The organism is Variovorax sp. YR216 (assembly GCF_900107745.1).
Lineage (GTDB): Bacteria > Pseudomonadota > Gammaproteobacteria > Burkholderiales > Burkholderiaceae_C > Variovorax.
In genome coordinates this window covers 104,227-124,962 of sequence record NZ_FNRO01000016.1, presented here as the reverse complement: position 1 = coordinate 124,962, position 20,736 = coordinate 104,227, and the positions used below count along the sequence as shown (strand labels likewise).

Here is a 20,736-nt window from a genome sequence, read left to right as displayed (position 1 = left end):
TATCCTCATCCTGGCCCAAGCGGGCCAGCGCGCGCCTGGCCGCGACATTCGATCCTCGAAGCACCGCCGGATTGGTTCCTTCGGCCAAATTCGGCGCAGCCATAACGATTGACGTTTAACGTTACGCGTTATAGAATATGACTTGTGGCAATCAAGTCCTTCTCCGAAGCTGACACCGAACAGCTTTTCGTCAGGGGAAGGAATCGCAGGTTCGCAGCCATCGTCAAAGTGGCGACCCGCAAGCTCACGCAGCTTGACTCGGCGGTCCAGAACGACGACATGGGCTCACCACCCGGCAACGACTTGAAGTTCTACGATGAATTCTGGCACGTGAGGATCAACGAGCAGTGGCGGCTCGCTTGGCAGTGGGGAAGCGACGGCCCGGAGAACGTGAAGATATACGACCCACACTAGCGCAGGCGGGGCGGCGCCAAACGCCCGGCAACTATTTTCGCAGGTTGCGAAACGCCCTTTGGGCAGAAAGGCAAGAGGCCATGCTTAGGAACGGAATGCGCCCGGTTCACCCCGGTGAAACTCTCCGAGAGGACTTTCTGGAGCCCCTCAAGATGAGCGCCAGCGCGCTCGCGAAAGAACTGCATGTCGCCGCCCCCACGGTGAACGACATCGTGCGCGAGAAGCGCGGCGTGTCGCCCCTGATGGCGCTTCGTCTGTCCCGCTACTTCGGCGGTAGCGCGCAATGGTGGCTCAATATGCAGAGCGTCTACGACCTCAAAATGGCCGAGAAAGAGGCAGCGAAGCAGATCGAGCGCGAAGTGCGCCCGCGAGCGGTCGCGGCTTGAGCGGCGCAGCGACCACCCGAACTCGCCTCGTGCGGGCTTTTTCATGGAACACGGGCAACCTCTGTCTAAATCGTCCCGGACTGTTGGCGAGCGTTCAACAATCCAAACCTTCGTCGCTACCACCTGACGTATCGGAGACGCTGTTGCGTCTTGACTCTACCTGCGCCCAGAACGCCGACTTGCGCCCATGCCGCAATCGGATCTCGGCGACAAAGGTCTCATGCGACTTCATCGGCTTCAGGTCTGGCCCCGAGGCAGCGATCTCGCCTAACCGTGCCAAGTAGCGTGCGCCGTGGTGATACGCCTTCGCGTATGCGCGATTGAGGATCCCCAGCAGCAGTGCGCGATATGCGACCGTTTCTCCGCGCCAGCACGCGTGCATCCGAAACGCTTTCGTCAGCGGTTCCAGCGAGCCGTAGTACTCGCCGCTGAGACGGTCCGCTTCCGCTACCAACCGTGCTTCGGCCGCTTCGATGTCCCCGAGTTCGACCAATAGACTCGCTGCCGTTACCGGATCCTTGAAATTCAGTATGAGTTGGCGAACCTCTTCCTCCGCTTCGGCGCGGTCATTGTCCGGCAGATGCGCAAACCAGCATTGCAGATAGAAGACAGAGGGGCTGCTCTTGAACGCCTGTCGCCTGATCGGGACGCTTTCCTTGAAGCGACCCAAGCGTTCGAGCACGCGCGCGAGCAAACTTCTGCGGTCGTCTTCACGGTCCGCCCATGGTTCTCGCAACCAGGTCAGGGCATCATCCGGGCGCTCGGGGCGCAAGTAGGCCTCCACAAAGGACGCTCGCTGTAGCCCGTTGGGTTGGGGGCTGTACGACAAGACTGCGCGGACCATGACATCTGGATCGCCTAGTGCCTCAGACAGCAGCGATAACGCCGCCGAGATCACGTGCACCTCGTGAGGCAGATCTCCCGACTTGGATGCACCGGAGAGAACGTCGGTCATTTGTGATTCGAAGCGGGCGATCAATGTGCGAAGCGCCGGCGCTGGAAGAAGCCGGTTGGCGCTTCGCAGCAATTCTTCTCGGGCTCCGTAGTCATCTGCAAGGTACAGCCTCATGAGCCGTTCGAGCCACACATTTGCGGGCGTCTCGCAGAGCGCCGCCGCCTGGAGCCAGTGGCGGCAGGCCGAACGCACCGCTTCTCCGATGTCGGCTCCCGAATCGTCGGCATGCTCAAACCACACCTCGTCCGCTTCAATGAACGTTTCGAACAGCGCCAGGCCGGCCGCGGGATCCTTCGGGACCAGTTCACGCCCCACTTGGTCCAGCCACGCCTTGAGCATCTGGCCATACGCGGGCGCGTCTCGGTAGTTGTAGTACTTGGTCGAGCGTTGCCAGGAAATCAACGTCTTCCGAAAGCCTGCGGCCAGTTGGTCCGGGCGATCGGCCAACTGAAGCCGAAGCAGACGCTCTTTGACCATTTCGTCAACCTCAGCCATTTCGAGCAGGACGGCAGCCAGCGTGGAGGCCGGCAGGCGATGCAGGAAGGCTTCGAGGGATTCCGCTGGGATCTTCGGCATGCGGGCCACATTGTCGCAACAGCGGCAGATCGAAGCGCGCCGTTATGTCTATTTCATTTTTCATTCTCTCCCCGCCCTGAAAAGCGGCCGCAGTAAGGAGAAAAGAAGGGGAAGAGGGCGCGGCGGCACCATGACAAGTTGACGTGCCCTGGGCAGCGAAACGCTGACACTGCTTCGCAAAGGGCGGCGCTGTGGCCGCCCTCTGCAAGGCGCTCCCCGATGCCGTTCCTCGCGCCTTCCCATGCTCGACTACCTCCGCTGGACTTTTTGCTGGCCGACCAGATGGAATCACGCCAGAAGATCGCCCGCCATCTCGGCGTGAGCCTGCGCACCCTGCAGCGCTACCAGGCCCGCGGCAACGCCCCCCGCGCGGTCAATTTGACGCTCTGGTTCGAGAGCCGCCGGGGCAGGGCCGCCCTGGACGCGCAGACTTTGAATGAGGCCCAGCATGCCCGCGCGTGGGTCGCCTCGCTCGAACGGGAGTGCGAGCGGCTGCGCGGCGTCATCAAGACCCTTGAGGAAGCGCAGGAGGCACCCGCGGCGAATTCGGCGGTGTTTCATGCGACCTGATCGTGCTGTTCCGGACCGGGCCCAATGCGGCGCATGCGACTGCACGCATGGGCCGATCACGCGAAGCAAATGAACTGGCGCCTCGCTGGCCGACAGGGCCTTGAGCGCTTCGGGGATCCCATTCGTGCGTGCCGAGCCAGATGCGTTTGCTCCGAAAGGCTGGAGCCGTGTAGGCCGGAGTGACGAAGGCCGCGACCTCACGGCCATCGCTCGACTGCGCAAGCCCACCTTGCTGCGCCGGACGTTGGAACACTCCTAGTCTGATCCATAGGTGCTCCCTCATCGGGGGGGGGGCGGCTGCGGCGCCGGCACCGCGGTCCAACTAACTCCCCATTCAAGTGGATGGCGGCTGTTTCGTTGCCGCGTACGGTTGCGGTACTGGCGCCGGGTCTCGACCACACAAGCGTCAACCCGAGGAGGTAAATATGGACTTGGCACTCCGTCGCGTCGTCTGTATCTGTGTAGTCGGCTTGGCTTTGTCTTTGCTGCAGTCCTGTGCTTCCTACCGCAACTATTCACAGCTGGAAGCCGGCCCAGGAGCAGAGTTGAGGTCCAGCGAGGTCGCGACCTATGCAACAAACCAGACAGCGGCGATCGATGCGCTGCGCGAGGCGGCCGGCGAGCCTCCGGCACCCGCCGCGATCGCCAACTGGGATGCCATCATCAATGCGGGCATGGACTTCTCCGACTCGAAGTGCGAAGCCTATATGCATGCGTTGTTTCGCCTGAACAGGGACCGTCGCACAACCGTGGCGCAGATCGGACTGCTAGGCGGCGCCACGGCGGGCGTGATGGCTGCGGCACAGGCAGCGGCGAAGGAGGTTGCGATTGTTGCCATCGCTTTTGGGCTGGCGTCGTCGACGGTCGACAATCTCAGCAGCAACCTGCTCTACGAGCTGGACCCCTCCTCGGTGCGTACGCTTGTCAAGACCATGCAGGAGACCTATCGCCAGGAGCTGGGAACAGGGTACACGACTCGCCCGGCCGCACTGACTGCGATCAGGCGCTACGCTACCCTCTGTGTCCCCGCCAGCATCGAGGCAGAAGTCAACCTATCGGTCAAGCGTGCACAGCCGGGGGCCACCAAGGGACGACCCGATGAGGGACAGCCTCCCACCGTCACGAACGCGATCCCGGTCACGGCACAGGGCAGCATCATGCCACCTGATGAAGCTGCGGTAAGACTACGGAATTTCCTTCGGCCAAGTGGCCGGCTGAACCCGACCAATCAGAAGGTGCTCATCGAATACCTCGCCAAGAACGTTCCGAACGTCACTATCGCGGCATTCCTGAATCTGCCTGAGTTCGCCCAGGCGCGAACCAAGGCGGTCTCGGACTTGAAACTCGCTGTCTAGGAGGAGCGCTATGCCATTCCAGAACATCATTCGGGACATTTCGCCCGTCCGACTTCAGCAGGTGCTGGAGGACTCGGAACAGCCTGGAGTCACCCCCTCGGTCATTCGCCAGAGCGATGGCAACTTCACGGTGGTTCTTGTGTTAGATGACTCGAAAAACATGGCTCCTTCGGCAACAGAGTCCGAGGCAGAAGCGCTCAAGCCAGTCGCATCGACCCATCTCGGGCCCGTGTCTCCTCCGACGAATGCAACGAAGTTCGCACAGCTTGCATCCGAGTACACGCAGTACTTTGACGCTTGCATCACGAGCGCCCAACATGTGACGGAGGTGAACAAGCGCGTAGACAAGATGCAGGCGTCGGCAGAACGATACCGGGCGCTGGCCGATCCGCTAGGCATCCCTTGGTACTTCGTTGCAATCATCCATTCGCTAGAGTCTGGCTGCGACTTCGGCACACATCTGCACAACGGCGATCCGCTCTCGGCACGAACGATACAGGTACCGAAGGGCAGGCCCGCCTCGGGCTCGCCACCCTTCACATGGGAAGCCAGTGCCAAGGACGCGCTGGAAATTAAGGGGTTTATTGGCCAAGCCGATTGGAGCATCGCGAGGATGCTGTATCGCTGGGAAGCCAACAACGGCTTTGGCTATCGCCCACGCGGCGTGCCATCCCCCTATCTCTGGAGTTTCTCAAACCTTTACGTCAAGGGCCGTTACGTCGCTGACCACATTTTCGATCCGGACAGCGTATCCAAACAATGCGGTGCTGGCGTCCTCTTGAAAGCGCTGATGGCGAGAGCGGTAGAACACCTTTGAGTGCGTTCTATCTCTTGCCTGCGAGATTCGATAGCGCCGGAATTATTAAAGCTCCATGGTCGCGACGAGGGGAGATGGAGCTGGCACTTGTTGCACATGCTTGACCTATGGCCACTCGGGTCTGGTTGGCACGCACCGGGCCTGCGATCTGCTTAGCCCTGAGATCTAGATCATGGCAATTGCTCTAGCCGAGGAGTCACTGGCGGTAGAGCCATCAACAGGGTCGACCAAACAGCCTATGCACGCACTTCTGTCTACTCGATAGAGTCCTTCCACAAAATCATAAAGGACTGCGCCATGACCACTGCCGAAGAAGCCGATACCGCAGAGCAACAGAAGGGAGAGGAGTCGAGGTTTTCCCGCGAGGCGCTTCGCCTTGCCGAGGCATTGGCCGCTGAGGGACGTGTGATCGCCGCCTCCAAAGAAAGACATCCAATCAGAGCTGAGAAGGTACGAGACTTGTCGGCGGTCGTTCCGCCCGCCGAGTCGAAATAGGCGACCAAGGCGGCCACCGTTGGTCTCGCGTTGTCGGGTGGCGGGATTCGTAGTGCAACGTTCGGACTGGGAGTGCTTCAGGCTTTGGCTGCGAGCAAGAAGCTCGCGTCGTTCGACTACCTGTCCACTGTCTCGGGCGGCGGCTATATCGGCAACTGGCTCACGGCATGGATTCATCGCTGCGGCCTGCAGCGTGTGCAGGATGAATTGGGCAAGTCCGGCAGTTTGAGCAAAGGCGCGCCGACTTCCGCCGAGCCCAGCGAAGTCGCCTGGCTGCGACGCTACAGCAACTATTTAGCGCCGCGCACCGGCCTTCTCTCCTTCGACACGCTGACGCTGATTGCCACGTGGGTACGCAATGGTGCACTGAACGCGGTGATCATCATCGGGTTCCTTGCGGCCTTGCTGGCGTTGCCGTTCCTGATGTTGCAGATGGTGCGGTTCGGCGACGCCTACTACATCGCTTTTGGTTTTGCGGCCGCTTGGTTCGGCGTCGTCTTCTACGGCATGGCAGGCTACAACCTTTGGCAGCAGGGAATGTCGACCACCCGGAAGCGCAACTGGGTGATCTCCACGCCGGGCGTTATCGCCACCGTGATCGTCCCGGCGGTACTCGCCTGCTGCTCAACTGCCATCTGGTTGGGAACAGGAGAATCCAAAACCTCAGAGGTCGTTGAGTACTCCTGCTGGTTTGTCGGGCTTTCGCTTGCCGGCATGCTGGTCATCTGGATCCCCTTCGACCGGCGCAAGCCCGCGGTCAACCGTCTCACGCTCGGCGAGTACTTTGTCCTCTCAGTCGCAGGCGTTGTGTCATTCTTCTTCGGCGTTCTCGAGCTTTTCCTGCTCTACCACGGGTGGCATTTCATGCTCGAAAAAACATCGCTTAGGCAGCCGGAGATCATGCTATTGGTCCTGGGCCCGCCTATGATTGCGCTGGCCTTTTGTGGCGGCACCACGGTCTACATTGGCATGGTCGGCCGTGCGTACTTCGAGCGCAGCCGCGAGTGGTGGAGCCGGCTGACGGCCTGTTCACCTTCGGCACGGGCTGGGCGATCTGGGCCGGCTTGGCCTTTTTTTCCCTACCACTGCTAGTTTGGACGCGCGCGCAGCTTGGGGACTGGATTGCGCTGCTGGGAACAGGGTGGATCGGCAGCCTTCTCGCGGCACTCCTCTTCAAGAAGCCCGAGGCAACTTCTAAGAAAGTTGCGCTGAAGATCGACAGTGTGCTCAATATCGCAGCGACGCTGTTCATCGCGGGTCTTCTTCTGGTTCTCGCTGCGCTGGTGGCGCAGAGCCTGCTCTTGCTTTCGGATCTGAAGCCCGACCTCTCTAATCCCGAGGTGGTAGCGGTCAAGCCCGCATATGAAGTGACTGGACCAAGTCGCGATCTCGCTTACACGGTGACTGTTCCGGCAAGCGAAACCCCTTCCTTCTTGTTCACCGTCAGGGCTTATCTGGACGCCTTTGCGAAGATCGATGGAGCCGGTCTAGTGGCCGGCGCGCTCACTTTTCCGGCTGCCGCCATACTGGCTACGTCGGCTCGATTGAAGCAGTGCCACGTCGGTCAGTTCGAGAAGTGTGATCCGCAGAAAGCACATCAACTCGATCATCTGCCGCGATGATTTGATCTCGCGCGTCTTTGCCGGGCGCCGCGACTGCACCTGCCTTGCGTACGCCTGCTGCTTGGCCAGCGTCACGCCGCTCAGGTCCCAGGTGTCAGCTCCGACCGCCTTGAGAAAGCGCACCTTCTCCAGCGTTTCGGCCAGGCTTGCCGGTCCACGTCGCCGCGGGGGCGCCTTCAGCCACTCCAGGTAGGTGGAATCCGTCTCGGTCCGAATGCAGTAGGCGAGGGCGCTCAGTTCGCGTGCCATCGCGACCGGAACAGCGGCGCTGAAAAGGGCGAGGACGCTCACCTCGACGGCGGCCAACGCGTCACGGGCCCAGTCCCTGCGTGGCGACGCTGCGGCAGCGCAGGCCCTGGGCATGGAGCACGTCATAAGCGAGGACGCACTGCGCCGCGCACTGGAGCGCATCGACGAGACGGCTAGCAGCGCTTGGCTGCGCCCGGCGCTGATGAGCAGCGTGCGCGAAGCGCTGGACCGTCCCTGGGTGCTGGACATGCTGCAAAGGAGATGCATTTGGGAGCGGTCTTCATCAGCTACCGACGCGGTGATGCGGGCGGCCATGCTGGGCACCTCCACGACCGCCAGTCGCACTGATCGACTCCGAGGATCTGTTCTACGACCGCGAGACGATTGTCCCCGGCCAGGTGTTTCCCGAGCGCCTGAGCGACGCCGTCCAGACGGCACGCGTCGTGCTGGTGCTGATCGGGCCGGACTGGGTCGCCGGGTTGAACCGGCGCGCAAAGTTGCCCGAGGTCGATTTCGTGCGCCAGGAGGTCACGCTGTCGCTCCAGCGCCGCGCGAGCACCGAGGCGGCCATCTTCCCCATCCTCCTGAGCGCCGCAGTGCCGCCTCCGGTGAGCGCCCCGCCGCCGTGTCCGGGATGCCGGCGCCGCGCTGGCGGCCACCGCAGTGGAGGTGTACTTGGCAAGCGCGCGCCCAAGACAACCGACAAACAATTCGCTTGGGTCTACCCCGAGGCGGTTCGGGCGGCGCTTGCTCGCGTCAGCTAACTCGGTCCACCCATCACGAGATAGGAAATGTAGAAATTTCCATCGAGGCGAAGCAGCGTGGAATCCGGCAGCAACTGTTGTGTAGTGACCTTTGGTGACAAGGCGGTGCCCGGCGGACCAAGCTTCCGCGAGTAGAGGTGGTACGTCAGTATCAGCAGGCCGCCTAACGCATTCAAGGCGTGCTTCAACGTAGCTTCATGAAAGTAGCCATCGCGCTCGTGCTTGACGTTGTTGTAGCTCCTCCACCATTCAGGATTGGACCGACTTGGAAGCCCCCAGCTAGACCAAGGCTTGAACGTCATGCCGTAACGCGGCACTGCGATTCCTGCATCTGGCAAGTCCGGGATCGCCGCGAGCAAGACGGCCTTGTAGCCATCAATGTTTCCCGGTCCCGATCCCGGCGCGACGCATTCGCAGAGCAGCTTGGCGACCACGTCCACCTCGGATGCCGCAGCGAACAGAAGATGCGCAAGTTCGATGGAGAAAACTCCGAGGTTTCGCTCGTCGAACTCCACGTAACGTGACAGCACTTCCATGTCCCTCTCAAGAGCTAGAAAGTAGTTCCAGTGGAGCTTGCCGGGGGTGGAGTTAGTTGTCATCCCCGCAATCGTAGTCGCGGTAGACCAGCAAATGCCCTGTGGGGGGCTGTACCGATGCCGACCGCTCTCTACTATCGCTGGCGCGCGAAGGCGGTGAATCCGAGGAGCGACGGCGACCGCTCCGCGGTCGACGTCAATGCGAGAGTCGAAATCAACGCCTCGGAACTTGACGCGGGCATCGCCGAGCTGCTGAGGAAGTCCGCTGGTGGTCGGTGACCGCCTTGCTTGATGTTCAATCGCAACCTGCTGCAGAAGGCGTCCAACGCCTTGGGGTCAAGGAAGTCGCCGCGCCCCAGATGCACCACGTCGCCGTTGTCGAAGTGCGCGGCGATCTCGCCCGAGAGCACGTAGGCGAACTCTTCGCCCGCGTCGCGCGCGACCGTTGCGCGCGCCGCTGTGGGCGCCATGCTGCCAGGTGATCTCGCCGTTCACGATCACCGCGTTGATGCCCTTCGGGCGGCCGCATCGCGCGCCGCGAAGGCGTTGAACAGTCCGGACCTCTCCATGAAGTCGACGCCGTCGCACAGCAGCACGATGCCCGCGAGGATCGCGGCCCGTATCGGGAGCTGCGACCTTGGCGAACAGCATCAGGCCGCCTCTCGTACCTCGGCGCACAGCCGGCTGGCCGTGCTGGCGGCCCTCCCGAAGTGCTCCGCCCGCAACCCGGCCACCTCCTGGGCGCTGTACGTCCTTGGCCGACCTTGGTACTTGCTCGGGTCGCCCTTTGCAACCTCGATGCCCCGGCGCTGCATCTCGCGTCGGTTCAGGTAGTCCGCCTCGCCCTGGGCCGCCATGAAGGCCAGCACGGCGTCCCGCGTCGCCTTCGCAATCGCGTCCGTGACCGATAGATCGCGCTGCCACCCAGTTTTGGAGCGATCGGCCTTGGCCAGCCGCTCGCGAATCGCAAGTCCCTGCTCGTAGGCCTTGCGCGCGGCGTCGAGTCGGCCCGCGGCCACCGCCACATCGCCGAGCTCGTTGTAGCTGATCGAAAGATCGCGCTGCCAATTGGTGTCGGAGGGATCGGCTATCGCCTCCAGTGTCCCTGGCGTATCCTCTGTCCGAAGCAGGGAAGGCCGCGCCCATGAAGCATTTCCCCTACGACGTTTTCTTGTCCCACCGGATCGGCGACAACGCGCATGAGTTACGCGACCAACTGGTGGCCTGTGGCTGCACCGTCTGGTTTGACCAGAACCGACCGCTGCTGGACCGGCAACTGTTCCCCTTGATCCAAAAGGCGCACGCGGAATCGCGAGTCACGATCGCCTACATCTCGCCTGGCCTCGCGCCCTCGCCTTGGACGGTATTGGAGATGCTGACCGCTTTGCGCAGTGAACAGCTCTTTGGTATCAAGTGCCTCTTCGTTTACGGGCCCTCCGACGCGCTCGAATTGTTGCGCACCTGGTCGCTGCCCGAGGAGCTCGGTTCGGCGCTCGCCGACCCTGAGAGACGGCTCGAGGCCGAGGTAACGCTTTTCGCCAGCCGCGTTGGAGGTCTCAACAGGGAATTGTTGCCTCACAGCTCCGTCGCGCCCTTGTCCCGCGCGCGCTGCATTGCGCGACTACGCCGCTCGATTGATGGTTATCGGCGTCGTCCCGTCGAGACGGCGGACCTCTCCTTGTCGCCCGACCTTCCAGCGGAGATCACAGGACGATTTGCGGAATCCCATCGGCTTCGTGTGGCATCGGCCGCGCTCGCTTGGATGGAAGGCAATGAGGAAGAGCACGACTTTCAGTACCAAAGCTTCGGCTTGCGTGAGTTGGAGCGGCATCTCTCCGAGGCGTCGGTGGACCGCACACCCGAAGATGTCGCCCTGCTGTCGGCACTCTGTGGCTGTCTGGTGGGCGCCGGACGCGTCGATGCGAGAGCCGAGGGCATGTACATGCTGAAAGCAATGTTGTCCGGTGCCGGACGGCGACGGGCGAACCGGCTGCTGAATTGGAGCCTGAAGCGGGAGCCGGACTGGTCGCTGATTCAACTTTTCATTCCGGAGGCGGATGGCTCCGGCTCTCAGGCGTGGCCCGGACAATTGCCAGGATTGGAAGCTGCGCTGCTTCTGTCCGACGGGGCTCCTCCGCGGGAGGCGCTCGCTCACATCGGCCCCGATGTCCGCATGCGCGTCGATACCCGCCGCCAGATGGAGCCCGAGGATCTGCCTCTCAAGTACCGCCTCGAGCTCGAGTTGCACTGGCTTCGCGTGCTGACCTCCCAGGTACGCGAAGCGGGGGAAAAGCAGATCAAGCTGAACACATTCGACGCGCGGATCGGGATGCAGATGATCGACGTGGAACTGCTCCACAGGAAATTAAATGCGCTGCTCGCTCAGGAGTTCGAGACGGCGACTTCCGCCGAGCTCGAGGATGTGCTGGATAGCATCGTGCATGCCGAGCGTGACCTCATCGAGACCAGTGAGCGTCATGACGGAGCACCTCTGACCAGCTTCGCGGAGTACTTCATCGATCATCTGCTCCCGATCCTGGGCCTCGGGATTCTCATCGGGCGACAGCCTCAGGAATTCAAGCGGCTCGGAGAACGCTGCTGCTCGATCTTCTCCACCTACACCCGACTGGACTCGCAAGAGTTCAAGACCTATCACGCCTTCTGGTCAGCCTGCCTCGAATGGCGGGAAGCTCATGGACCGGGCCTGGCGAAACACCTCCTCCGCCGCACTCGGACTCACGGATTCCAAGCCGAGCTACTCAGTCTTCTGCTGGCGCCGGATAGTGATCTTTTATAGCCTGCTTCGGGCCAGGAGCCAAACGCGCCGCTCGGTGACGATAGCTTGCGGCGCCGACGCCGGGAAGCCGGGAACGGCTGCCGGCATCGAAGCCTGTTGGACTGCTGGCCCATGGCTTGCACGCGTCGCTCCCGAGAACCTGGTCTCGAACGGCCTCGGCCAGGCACGGCGTCACAATCGTCTTCAGTGACCCGTGCCCCTTGGTCCCTGGCTCCTTCCAACAGGCCACCTTTCGGGCGCCATCTCTTGGTTGCCGATGGCGCAAGCATGGCTAGGTGAAATGTCAGGAAGCAGCGCAGTCGTCGTCGGCAGCTCGTGGCCGTCCGAGGGCCGAAAAGAGTCGCTGCGCCCGAGGGGCATCGTGCAGGCGCCTGGGAGCCCCAAGACGGGTCCAGGAGCTGCGATTGCGCCCAGGCCCTGGCCGCCCCCTGGTGCAGTTTCGCAAGCCTCTGCTGCGTGATCCCGAACATCTTGCGCGTCCCCGTACTGAGTCTTCCAGGCCAGATCTGAAAACTGATGTCGGCGTGGAGCCAATCGAGCTGCAAAACCCTCTCCTTCACTCCGACGACGACGGCGCCCCCTTTCCACGTCGAACCGTCGCCTTGCGTGGCGGCGTCTCGGCGCCGCGCACGTCCGCCAGGGCACCAGCGAGCAAGCCCCGCGTGTCTTCGTGCGCCTTCCTTTCCTCACCGAGCTGCCGCTCCAGGTCTTCGAGGCGCTGCTGCAACGCTGAGGCTTGCGACTGGGCCCCTGCCAGCAGGCTCGAAACACCTGCGGCTAGATTTGGAACCAGCGTCTTCGCGCATGCCCACAGGATCTCATTAGAGCCTGATGGTCGACCGATCGAAGTTGTGACGTAGGGCGACCTGCACTTTTCCTGGATGCCCTGCGAGAGGCGCATTTTGCGCCTGGACAAGTGCATGAAATTCGCCCTCAGATCCTTCCGGTCAGCGATTGCTTCGTATAGGCCTTGGAGAGGCCACTGACGCCGAAAGGTAGCCGGCAACTCGAAACCTTGCTGCAGACTCGTTGCTGTGGGTTGTTGTCAGTCTGCACGAGTTACCTCGCAAAGTCGGAGACCGAGCCAACTTGAATTCATCGTGGGGCGGAAGCAACGCGTTGTGCGCGATGGGGAACTGAACGGCGATACTTGGTCGGCACTCCAGTGGTCCCGGCACCTTTCCGCACCTATGCAGCCAGCGGACATTCACGCCTCACGTTATTGATGTTCTTAACTACAAACTTCCCACAAAAGGGCGCGCTATACGAATAGCGCTATGCGCGAAATCAGAAATTATATTTAGATTGGAGAAGGAAAAAATGGAAATCACAGCGGTTTTCACCCCTCGGCGCTCAGACGTTAATCATGACATGTATGTCCCAAGACTCGATTTGGAGCGTGCGGTTTCTCGCTCGATAGCCGGAAGCATGCATTCGCTGATTTTCGGAGAGAGCGGAAACGGGAAATCCTGGATGTACAAGAAAGTTCTCGAGCAAGATGGAGTTCACTATGCGGTCGCCAATTGCGCAAACGCGTCCCGCTTCAAATCAGTGACGAATGAAATTCGGGCATCGCTAATCCCTGGCGGAACTCCGAAAAGAACGGGCTATACCGAGAATAAGGAGGCATCGGTAAAAGCGGTCGTCGCCGAGGGAAAACTGACTCATCAGAATCAGTTCACATTACTTCCGGAAGAGCCTCTGTTTGAGGCGTTTGCAGCCTTTCGTAGCCGTGCAGGCAACAAGACTGCAGTCTTGGTTATGGATAACCTCGAATCAATCTTCAAATCAACCGAGTTGATGGATGAATTGGCAGACATCATCATCCTGCTCGACGACTCTCGGTATGCCGCATTTAGGATCAAGCTCCTCATCGTAGGGATACCCAATGGGACACTTGAATATTTCGCGAAAACCAAAAACATGGAGTCGGTGGCCAATAGAATCGAGGAGCTGCCAAAAGTTTCTGGAATGGACCTGGCTCAGGTAACTACGCTTGTGAAGCGAGGCTTCCACTTGCTAGGATTCAAACTCAGCCCCGCAGACTTGCAATCAATCGCGCTGCATGCGCATCATATAACCTTGGGCGTACCTCAGCGCGTCCACGAATACTGCGAAAAGCTCGCCTATGTGATGGATGACCATAAAGGAGGGTTCACAGCGGAAATGCTGCGCAAGGCCGACCACGAGTGGCTTCAAATCGGTCTTCGACAGGCTTATACAGTAATGGAGTCGCACCTTAATAGCAAACGCACCTCTATCGCCCGTCGTAATCAGGTAATCTTTGCAATTGGTAAGATCAAGAGCCATCAATTTGACTCGAATACCATCGTTGCCCGTTTGCGGGAACTCTTTCCCGATACTGTGACGGATAGTGGCATGGGTGTAAGTACAATCCTCTCCGAAATGGCCACTGGAGACAGTCCTCTTTTGACCAAGAATCCTAAGACCAACGAATATCGAGTAATTGACCCTCGCTACATCATGTGCATTCGCGTAGCGCTCTTTTTGGATCCACATACACAAGCTGTGACCAAGCGCTTGTTTTCAACGTAGCGATCGATGATCTCTTGTCCTCCGATTGAAGAACTACGCCGCTCAGTTCTTGCAGGTGTTCGCTATGGCCCTGCTCCGGGGCGCACTGGCGGCCACGCCGAGTAGGACGTGCGCTCGCAGATCGAGAACGCCCACAACGACTGCGACCTGGGCACACTGCGGGCGATGAGTTGCGCAGGCTGGCGGCACGCCGCGCAGCGCAGCGCCGACAATGCACATGGCGTTCGAAAGCGCGACCTCAAGATCTGTCGTCGCTCGGAGCCACATCGCCACTCGTCGATCTAGCTCGGCGCCCCATGGAACCCAACTCTCCCGCTCAACGCTCGGCGCATTACTTGGGACCGATGACGGGGCGAAGGAGCGCGCAATAGTCTCCCCGCCATTGACTTAGTGGCTCGCGGGAATGCTAGGGTGTCGCAGGCTTGCCTCGCCGAACCGCCGTCTTGCGCGGAGGCTTGTCCGAGCTACGCCCGGCCGCCAGGGCGCCGGCGAGCAAGCCCCGGGTGTCTTCGTGCGCCTTCCTTTCCTCACCGAACTGCCGCTCGAAGTCGTCGAGGCGCTGCTGCAGCGCAGAGGCTTGAGACTGGGCCCCTGCCAGCAGGCCGGCCTGCCCGGCCAATCGCTCGCGAAGCTCACGTTCAAGTTGCTGTGCGGCCTGCTGCGTCTCACGCAGCATCCGGCGCCCGGCCTCCAGGGTCTGGGCTGCAGCCTCTTCGCTCTGGATCCGCCGGTGCTGCTCCCTCGCAAACCCGGTCTCGGCTTGCTTGGCGGACTGGCGAGCGCGGTCGACATCTTCGAGCATGCGTCGCTCCTGCGCGGTGTGACGCTCCTCGGCGCGGCGCAGGTCCTGGTCCTTGCCCGCGATGGCTTCGGCGTGCTCGCGCCGCATCCGCTCCTGCGTTTCGGTTGACTGAGAGAGCAGGGCGGTCAACCGCCGGATCTCGTCCTCGAGCCCCGTGCGCACCCGGTGCGCCTCGATCGCATGGTCCTTCAGTTGCCGCTCGAGCATCTCGCGCGCCTGCTGCGAGGACGCCAGCGCCGCATCGAGGCTCACGCGCGCCTGCCTGAAGGCCTCTTCGCGCTGCGCCAGCGCACCTTGCGCCTCAGCGAACGCAGCCTCGCGCACCAGCAGTTCGTCGCGCACCGATTGGAGCTCGCCGCGTTGCACTTCCTCGGCCTCGCGCCGCGCCGTTTCCCAGAGGAGCCTGGCCACGTTCCGCACGCCCAAGGGCATGCCATCCGGGTCATTGCCGGCAGCTTTGCCACCAGCAACACCTGGCGCGCCCACGAGCCGTTCGCCGAGCGACGCGAACCATTTCTCGAGCATCGGGCTCACCGTGTTGGGCGAGCCGCGCCCGATCTGTTGGCGCACGCGCTCGATCGTGGGCCGCTTGCCCTCCGCCAGCAGCGCATCCGCGGCCGCAAAGACATCGGCCTCCTGGATCCCGCGCCCCCTGAATTCCGCAACCTGGCTCATACGCATCCTTTCAGGCCGATCGGCCGTTCGCAAACCTCAAAAACCACCCTCGAACTTTTTCAATTTGACGTACCCTTCCCCCGCCCTTTTTAACCCACGATAAGAGAACGTTATCGTGATCTATCGATGTATGATGTAGCAAATCATACGTCATATGTAGGATTAAAGATGGATTCTCAGCACCACCCCAATCCCAGACCCCGTGCGGCCACAGGGTCTGCCACGGCGGCCCTCGAGGCCCCGGCTGAGGCTGCGGTGCACCCGCTGGCGACGCTCGCAGACCGCAGCGCCGCCCTCGATCCGAAGCAGTTCGCGCGGGCGGCCGAGGCCGCGGCGCGTGCGCTGCTGCGCCAGGGCGAATCCACCAACACGCGAACGTCCTACAACTCCGCCATGCGCTACTGGTGTGCCTGGTATGCGGCGCGCTATGGCACATCGCTCGTGCTGCCAGTGCCAGTGCCCGTCGTGGTGCAGTTCATCGTGGACCATGCGGCGCGCCGGCCGGACGAGGCTCAAGAAGCGGTCCCTCGGGAAGCCGATGGCGGCGCACGCTCGTCCATCGCGCCTGACGCGCCCAATCCGCCCAAGGCGCGCAAGCAGCGCAAGTCCACCAAACTCGTCACCGAGTTGCCACCGGACGTCGACGAGGCGCTGGTGCGAAGTGGCTACAAGGCCAGGCTCGGCCCGCCGGCTCTGAATACGCTGGTCCACCGAATTTCGGTGTTGTCCAAGGCGCACCAGATGGCCGCAACCAGAGCCGCCGCAACTGCAGGATCGCCGGACTCCGACACGGACACGGTCATGGCCAATCCGTGCGCCGACCCGTTGGTGCGCGAACTCCTCGCCCGCACCCGCCGCGCCTACGCCCAGCGCGGCGCGCGCCCCAAGCGCCAGCGCGCGCTCACCAAGGACCCTCTGCAGCTGCTGCTGGCCACCTGCGACGAGTCCCTGAAGGGCAAGCGCGATCGCGCCCTGCTGGTCTTCGGCTGGGCCACGGGCGGGCGCCGGCGATCAGAGATCGCCTCGGCGACGCTCGAGAACCTGCAGCGCATCGATGCCGAGTCCTTCGTCTACACCCTCGCCCACTCCAAGACCAACCAGCGCGGGGACCTTCGGCCCGAGGATGTGAAGCCGCTTGTCGGGACGGCCGCCGCCGCCATGCAGGAATGGCTCGCGGTGCTCAAGGCGCAGGGCGTCCAGGAGGGCCCCATCTTCCGACGCATCCGGCGCGGCGGGCATCTGGCGGAGCCGCTCGCCGCGGCGGCCGTGCGCGACATCGTGCGGGAGCGCTGCGCCCTCGCGGGAGTGGAAGGAAGCTTTTCTGCGCATTCGCTGCGCGCCGGCTTCGTCACCGAGGCCGGCCGCCAGAACATGCCGCTGCCCGAGACCATGGCCATGACGGGCCACCAGAGCATCGCCACGGTCGTGGGCTACTTCCGCGCCGAGAACGCGCTGACCGGAAAGCTTGGTCGTTTGCTCGACGAGACTGAATAAGCGACACGCCGGGCAGGCGCAAAACAAGTGGGCCGGACGCCCACTCCACCTCCGCGGCGGAATACGAAGGCGCAAGGCAGCATATCCGTCGCGTAGCTCCAGTTCGCTACTGCATAGCAAATGCACTACAATGTGCTCATGAAAAGCGCTCAATTGCCCCCAGTGCGGGTGACGCCATCCGTGCGAAATCAGATAGAAAGTGTCCTGCACGAAGGGGAAACGCTTTCGCAATTCGTCGAGCAAGCGGCTGTCCAAGCCGCCCAGCGCCGGCGGGCCCAACAGGAATTCATTGCTCGAGGCCGTGCGTCGTTGGCGCGTGCACGCGAGACTGGGCAGTACTTTGCCGCGACGGAAGTGCTTGGAGCGATGCAGGAACGACTCGATGCGCAGCTTGCTGTTGAGCGACAACGAACTCGCGCTTCCAAGCGCCAGCCGTGACCTACACGGTCAGCCTGACCTACGAAGCAATCGAGGATCTGCAGCGACTCGAGAGCTTCCTCATTGACATGGCGCTCGAGCGCGGGGACCTGGACTTGCCAGTTCGCGCGCTGGCGGCCATCCGAAGAGAGTTCGGCATCCTTGAGAGCAACCCGTTCACTTGTCGCATTGCTGCCGATGACCGGCTCGAACGCGAACTCGTCATTCCATTCGGTGCAGCGGGATACGTCGCCCTGTTTCATATCGTGAGCGATCGGGAAGTTGTGGTTTCAGCGATCCGGCACCAAAGAGAAGACGACTACCACTGAATACACATCGCAGTTGCTGCGGGCAGCGCTGCGACAAATTCCTAAGGGCAAGCCAGACCGCGCCCTCCTCCAGGCCACGGATATGCGCCGTGCTCAGCGATCGCCTCGGCCACACTCCTGCAGCGCACCGACGCCTACTCCTTCGTCCACGCCCTCGCATAGCGCCAAGGCGAAGCCGACCGAATCGAAGCGCTTGTCAGCGGTCCATCGCGGCTTCTCGCCCATACCTGCCTCAGGTCAATGTTGCACACGTCGCACAGAAGGCGCGTGGAACTCCCGGCCCACAAATGCGCGCGCGTAGAGGTAGTTGTTGAAAGCGGCCTTGCCGAGCGCATCCATGTCGACCCTTCCGTCCGCGTCGCATGGAAAAGCAAGGGCGCGTCCCGGATTGAATAAGGACTGGTAACGCAACTCGAAACCGGCTCGATGGATTGTCTCCGTGCTCATGGCTTGCTCCTTCTGAAGCTGCGGCGGCCTGCGCCACCGCTCGAGCACTACCCCGCATAGCTCATGCCAGCTCGCGTACGGGGGCGCACACGGATACGCGCCCTCTCGCGAGCGTCCGAAATCCGGTCGTCCGACCGGAAATCGAACGGTCGTGAGTCTGTGATCAAAACGCGCACGGCACCCTCGTAAACCCGAGGCACCTCCTTGTAAATCAAGCACTTGCATCGGTCGGCAAGGTGCTGGCCTCCCACTGGCATGGCCGATGCGGAAAGGAAGACGCGAGCGCACTGCTCGCTCATCCGATCCATTTGCTTCAGGAGACCCACCCATGGAAGTGCAATCACAGGTGCAGGTGATGGGCATCGATGCCGGCGGCACGATGACCGACACCTTTTTCGTCCGCTCCGACGGCCGCTTCGTCGTCGGCAAGGCGCAGAGCAATCCGGGCGACGAATCGCTGGCGATCTACAACTCGTCGCGGGACGCCCTCGCCCACTGGAACAGGGACGTCGATGACGTCTATCCGGAACTTGTGACCTGCGTCTATTCCGGCACGGCCATGCTCAACCGCATCCTGATGCGCAAGGGGCTCGACGTCGGCCTCATCTGCAATCGGGGCTTCGAGCAGATCCACGCCATGGGGCGGGCCCTGCAGAGCTATCTCGGCTACGCGCTGGAAGACCGCATCCACCTCAACACCCATCGCTACGACGAGCCGCTGGTGCCCGTCTCGCGCACACGCGGCGTCACCGAACGCACGGACGTGCAGGGCAAGGTGGTCATTCCCCTGCGCGAAGACGAGGTCCGCCGGGCCACGCGCGAGCTGGTCGACGCCGGCTCGCAGGCCATCGTCATCTGCCTGCTGCAGTCCCACAAGAATGAAGCCAGCGAGCTGCGTGCCCGCGACATCGTGCGCGAGGAACTCAAGCGGCTCAAGGTCGACATCCCGGTCTTCGCGTCCGTCGACTACTACCCGTCGCGCAAGGAAAGCCACCGGATGAACACCACCATCCTGGAGGCTTACGGCGCCGAACCCTCGCGCCAGACGCTGAAGAAGGTCAGCGACCGTCTCAAGAAGCACGGCGCCAAGTTCGACCTGCGCGTCATGGCCACCCACGGCGGCACCATCAGCTGGAAGGCGAAGGAGCTGGCCCGCACCATCGTCTCGGGCCCGATCGGCGGCGTCATCGGCTCCAGGCTGCTGGGCGAAGCCCTCGGCGACGAGAACGTCGCCTGTTCCGACATCGGCGGCACCAGCTTCGACGTGGCGCTGATCACGAAGGGCAATTTCGCGATCAAGTCCGACCCGGACATGGCGCGCCTGGTGCTCTCCCTGCCGCTCGTCGCCATGGATTCGGTCGGCGCCGGCGCCGGCAGCTTCGTGCGCCTCGATCCCTACAGCAAGTCGATCAAGCTCGGCCCGGACTCGGCCGGCTATCGCGTGGGCACCTGCTGGCCGGAAAGCGGCCTCGATACGGTCTCGGTCTCCGACTGCCACGTGGTGCTCGGCTACCTCAACCCGGACAACTTCCTGGGCGGAGCCATCAAGCTCGACGTCGAGCGCGCCCGCCAGCACATCAAGGCGCAGATCGCCGATCCGCTCGGCCTGTCGGTGGAGGATGCCGCCGCCGGGGTCATCGAGTTGCTCGACCTCACCCTGTCCGAGTACCTGCGCGCCAACATCAGCGCCAAGGGCTACAACCCGGCCGAGTTCACCTGCTTCTCGTACGGCGGCGCGGGTCCGGTGCACACCTACGGCTACACCGAGGGCGTCGGCTTCAAGGATGTCGTCGTACCCGCCTGGGCCGCAGGCTTCTCGGCCTTTGGCTGCGCCTGCGCCGACTTCGAGTACCGCTACGACAAGTCGGTGGACCTCGGCGTTGCCCAGCACGCACCCGATGCGGACAAGGAAGCCGCCTGCAGGACCCTGCAGTCGGCTTGGTCCGAGCTGGCCGTCAAGGTCATCGAGGAGTTCGTCCTCAACGGCTACAAGCCGCAGGACGTCATCCTGATCCCCGGCTACAAGATGCAGTACATGGGCCAGCTCAACGATCTGGAGATCGTTTCGCCGGTGACGAGTGCCGCCTCCGCCGCCGACTGGGACCGGATCGCGGATGCCTTCGAGACCACCTACGGCCGCGTCTATGCGAGCTCCGCCCGCTCGCCGGAACTGGGCTTCTCGATCACCGGCGCCATCCTGCGCGGCATGGTCGTCACACAGAAGCCGGTGCTGCCGGAAGACCCCGTCGGCGGTCCGACGCCGCCCCAGGAGGCCTATCTCGGCACCCGCCCCTTCTATCGCCACAAGAAGTGGGTGGATGCCGCGCTCTGGAAGATGGAAGCGCTCAAGGCAGGAAACCACATCGTGGGCCCCGCCATCATCGAATCCGACGCCACCACCTTCGTCGTGCCGGATGGTTTCGAGACGACGGTCGACAAGCACCGCCTGTTCCACCTCAAGGAAGTCAATTAAGGAGACC

Annotated in this window: 21 protein-coding genes; 14 read left to right on the top strand and 7 right to left on the bottom strand. The window is 62.4% G+C overall.

Translation table 11 applies throughout. The annotated features are described in order from the left end of the window. Nucleotides 1-144: 144 nt before the first annotated feature. The gene (locus BLW05_RS28230) at nt 145-414 is read left to right on the top strand and encodes a type II toxin-antitoxin system RelE/ParE family toxin (RefSeq protein WP_093166892.1); all 270 of its coding nucleotides are present in this window, start codon (nt 145-147) and stop codon (nt 412-414) included. An 80-nt stretch (nt 415-494) separates the two neighbouring features. Beyond that, nucleotides 495-800 (top strand): HigA family addiction module antitoxin, encoded by a 306-nt coding sequence (locus tag BLW05_RS28225; protein ID WP_093166891.1) that lies wholly within the window; start codon nt 495-497, stop codon nt 798-800. Nucleotides 801-894: 94 nt separating this feature from the next. On the opposite strand, the gene BLW05_RS28220 is transcribed toward BLW05_RS28225, so the two are convergent. After that, nucleotides 895-2,331 (bottom strand): DUF6880 family protein, encoded by a 1,437-nt coding sequence (locus BLW05_RS28220; RefSeq protein WP_093166890.1) that lies wholly within the window; start codon nt 2,329-2,331, stop codon nt 895-897. A gap of 219 nt (nt 2,332-2,550) precedes the next feature. On the opposite strand from BLW05_RS28220, the gene BLW05_RS28215 reads away from it, so the two are divergent. From BLW05_RS28215 to BLW05_RS36595, 5 genes are all read left to right on the top strand, one after another. Then, nucleotides 2,551-2,901 carry a hypothetical protein gene (locus BLW05_RS28215; protein WP_093166889.1) on the top strand — a complete coding sequence of 117 codons (351 nt, stop codon included), beginning with the start codon at nt 2,551-2,553 and terminating at the stop codon, nt 2,899-2,901. Between the two features lie 425 nt (nt 2,902-3,326). After that, nucleotides 3,327-4,256: a hypothetical protein gene (locus tag BLW05_RS28210; RefSeq protein WP_093166888.1), complete on the top strand. Its 930-nt coding sequence runs from the start codon at nt 3,327-3,329 to the stop codon at nt 4,254-4,256. 10 nt (nt 4,257-4,266) lie between these two features. Beyond that, nucleotides 4,267-5,073, top strand: a complete 807-nt coding sequence (locus BLW05_RS28205) for a hypothetical protein (protein WP_093166887.1) — start codon at nt 4,267-4,269, stop codon at nt 5,071-5,073. 297 nt (nt 5,074-5,370) lie between these two features. Beyond that, nucleotides 5,371-5,568 carry a hypothetical protein gene (locus tag BLW05_RS28200; RefSeq protein WP_093166886.1) on the top strand — a complete coding sequence of 66 codons (198 nt, stop codon included), beginning with the start codon at nt 5,371-5,373 and terminating at the stop codon, nt 5,566-5,568. A 72-nt stretch (nt 5,569-5,640) separates the two neighbouring features. Continuing rightward, nucleotides 5,641-6,660 carry a hypothetical protein gene (locus tag BLW05_RS36595; RefSeq protein WP_143044943.1) on the top strand — a complete coding sequence of 340 codons (1,020 nt, stop codon included), beginning with the start codon at nt 5,641-5,643 and terminating at the stop codon, nt 6,658-6,660. A 395-nt stretch (nt 6,661-7,055) separates the two neighbouring features. Here the strand turns inward: BLW05_RS36595 and BLW05_RS35600 are convergent, their stop codons facing one another. Next, the gene (locus tag BLW05_RS35600; RefSeq protein ID WP_143044942.1) at nt 7,056-7,754 is read right to left on the bottom strand and encodes a hypothetical protein; all 699 of its coding nucleotides are present in this window, start codon (nt 7,752-7,754) and stop codon (nt 7,056-7,058) included. An 83-nt stretch (nt 7,755-7,837) separates the two neighbouring features. Here BLW05_RS35600 and BLW05_RS28180 point away from each other — a divergent pair, with 83 nt between their 5' ends. After that, nucleotides 7,838-8,203 (top strand): hypothetical protein, encoded by a 366-nt coding sequence (locus BLW05_RS28180; RefSeq protein ID WP_177142842.1) that lies wholly within the window; start codon nt 7,838-7,840, stop codon nt 8,201-8,203. Here BLW05_RS28180 and BLW05_RS28175 read toward each other — a convergent pair. The 3 genes from BLW05_RS28175 to BLW05_RS28165 all read right to left on the bottom strand — a co-directional run bounded on the left by BLW05_RS28175 (nt 8,200) and on the right by BLW05_RS28165 (nt 9,758). Next, on the bottom strand, nt 8,200-8,802 hold the full coding sequence (locus tag BLW05_RS28175; RefSeq protein ID WP_093166881.1) for a hypothetical protein: 603 nt from the start codon (nt 8,800-8,802) through the stop codon (nt 8,200-8,202). The genes BLW05_RS28180 and BLW05_RS28175 overlap by 4 nt on opposite strands. Before the next feature lie 71 nt (nt 8,803-8,873). Further along, nucleotides 8,874-9,209 carry a cupin domain-containing protein gene (locus BLW05_RS36880; protein ID WP_093166880.1) on the bottom strand — a complete coding sequence of 112 codons (336 nt, stop codon included), beginning with the start codon at nt 9,207-9,209 and terminating at the stop codon, nt 8,874-8,876. A gap of 180 nt (nt 9,210-9,389) precedes the next feature. Then, complete coding sequence (locus BLW05_RS28165) at nt 9,390-9,758, bottom strand: hypothetical protein (protein ID WP_371126976.1); 369 nt, start codon at nt 9,756-9,758, stop codon at nt 9,390-9,392. A gap of 125 nt (nt 9,759-9,883) precedes the next feature. On the opposite strand from BLW05_RS28165, the gene BLW05_RS28160 reads away from it, so the two are divergent. Together BLW05_RS28160 and BLW05_RS28150 are read left to right on the top strand one after the other, a co-directional pair. After that, the gene (locus tag BLW05_RS28160) at nt 9,884-11,536 is read left to right on the top strand and encodes a toll/interleukin-1 receptor domain-containing protein (protein WP_093166879.1); all 1,653 of its coding nucleotides are present in this window, start codon (nt 9,884-9,886) and stop codon (nt 11,534-11,536) included. A 1,320-nt stretch (nt 11,537-12,856) separates the two neighbouring features. After that, complete coding sequence (locus BLW05_RS28150) at nt 12,857-14,092, top strand: AAA family ATPase (protein WP_093166877.1); 1,236 nt, start codon at nt 12,857-12,859, stop codon at nt 14,090-14,092. 406 nt (nt 14,093-14,498) lie between these two features. On the opposite strand, the gene BLW05_RS28145 is transcribed toward BLW05_RS28150, so the two are convergent. After that, entirely contained in the window at nt 14,499-15,569 is a 1,071-nt protein-coding gene (locus tag BLW05_RS28145) for a DNA-binding protein (RefSeq protein WP_177142841.1), read from the bottom strand. Nucleotides 15,570-15,737: 168 nt separating this feature from the next. On the opposite strand from BLW05_RS28145, the gene BLW05_RS28140 reads away from it, so the two are divergent. The 3 genes from BLW05_RS28140 to BLW05_RS28130 all read left to right on the top strand — a co-directional run bounded on the left by BLW05_RS28140 (nt 15,738) and on the right by BLW05_RS28130 (nt 17,809). Beyond that, nucleotides 15,738-17,063, top strand: coding sequence for a site-specific integrase (locus BLW05_RS28140; protein WP_256330537.1), 1,326 nt, complete (start codon nt 15,738-15,740; stop codon nt 17,061-17,063). Nucleotides 17,064-17,183: 120 nt separating this feature from the next. After that, the gene (locus BLW05_RS28135; protein ID WP_256330536.1) at nt 17,184-17,501 is read left to right on the top strand and encodes a YlcI/YnfO family protein; all 318 of its coding nucleotides are present in this window, start codon (nt 17,184-17,186) and stop codon (nt 17,499-17,501) included. Next, nucleotides 17,498-17,809 (top strand): type II toxin-antitoxin system RelE/ParE family toxin, encoded by a 312-nt coding sequence (locus BLW05_RS28130; RefSeq protein ID WP_093166875.1) that lies wholly within the window; start codon nt 17,498-17,500, stop codon nt 17,807-17,809. Before BLW05_RS28135 ends, BLW05_RS28130 begins: the two co-directional genes overlap by 4 nt. A gap of 237 nt (nt 17,810-18,046) precedes the next feature. Here the strand turns inward: BLW05_RS28130 and BLW05_RS28125 are convergent, their stop codons facing one another. Further along, nucleotides 18,047-18,256, bottom strand: a complete 210-nt coding sequence (locus BLW05_RS28125; protein ID WP_093166919.1) for a hypothetical protein — start codon at nt 18,254-18,256, stop codon at nt 18,047-18,049. A gap of 328 nt (nt 18,257-18,584) precedes the next feature. Here BLW05_RS28125 and BLW05_RS28115 point away from each other — a divergent pair, with 328 nt between their 5' ends. Beyond that, nucleotides 18,585-20,729, top strand: coding sequence for a hydantoinase/oxoprolinase family protein (locus tag BLW05_RS28115; protein ID WP_093166873.1), 2,145 nt, complete (start codon nt 18,585-18,587; stop codon nt 20,727-20,729). The last annotated feature ends 7 nt before the right edge of the window (nt 20,730-20,736 follow it).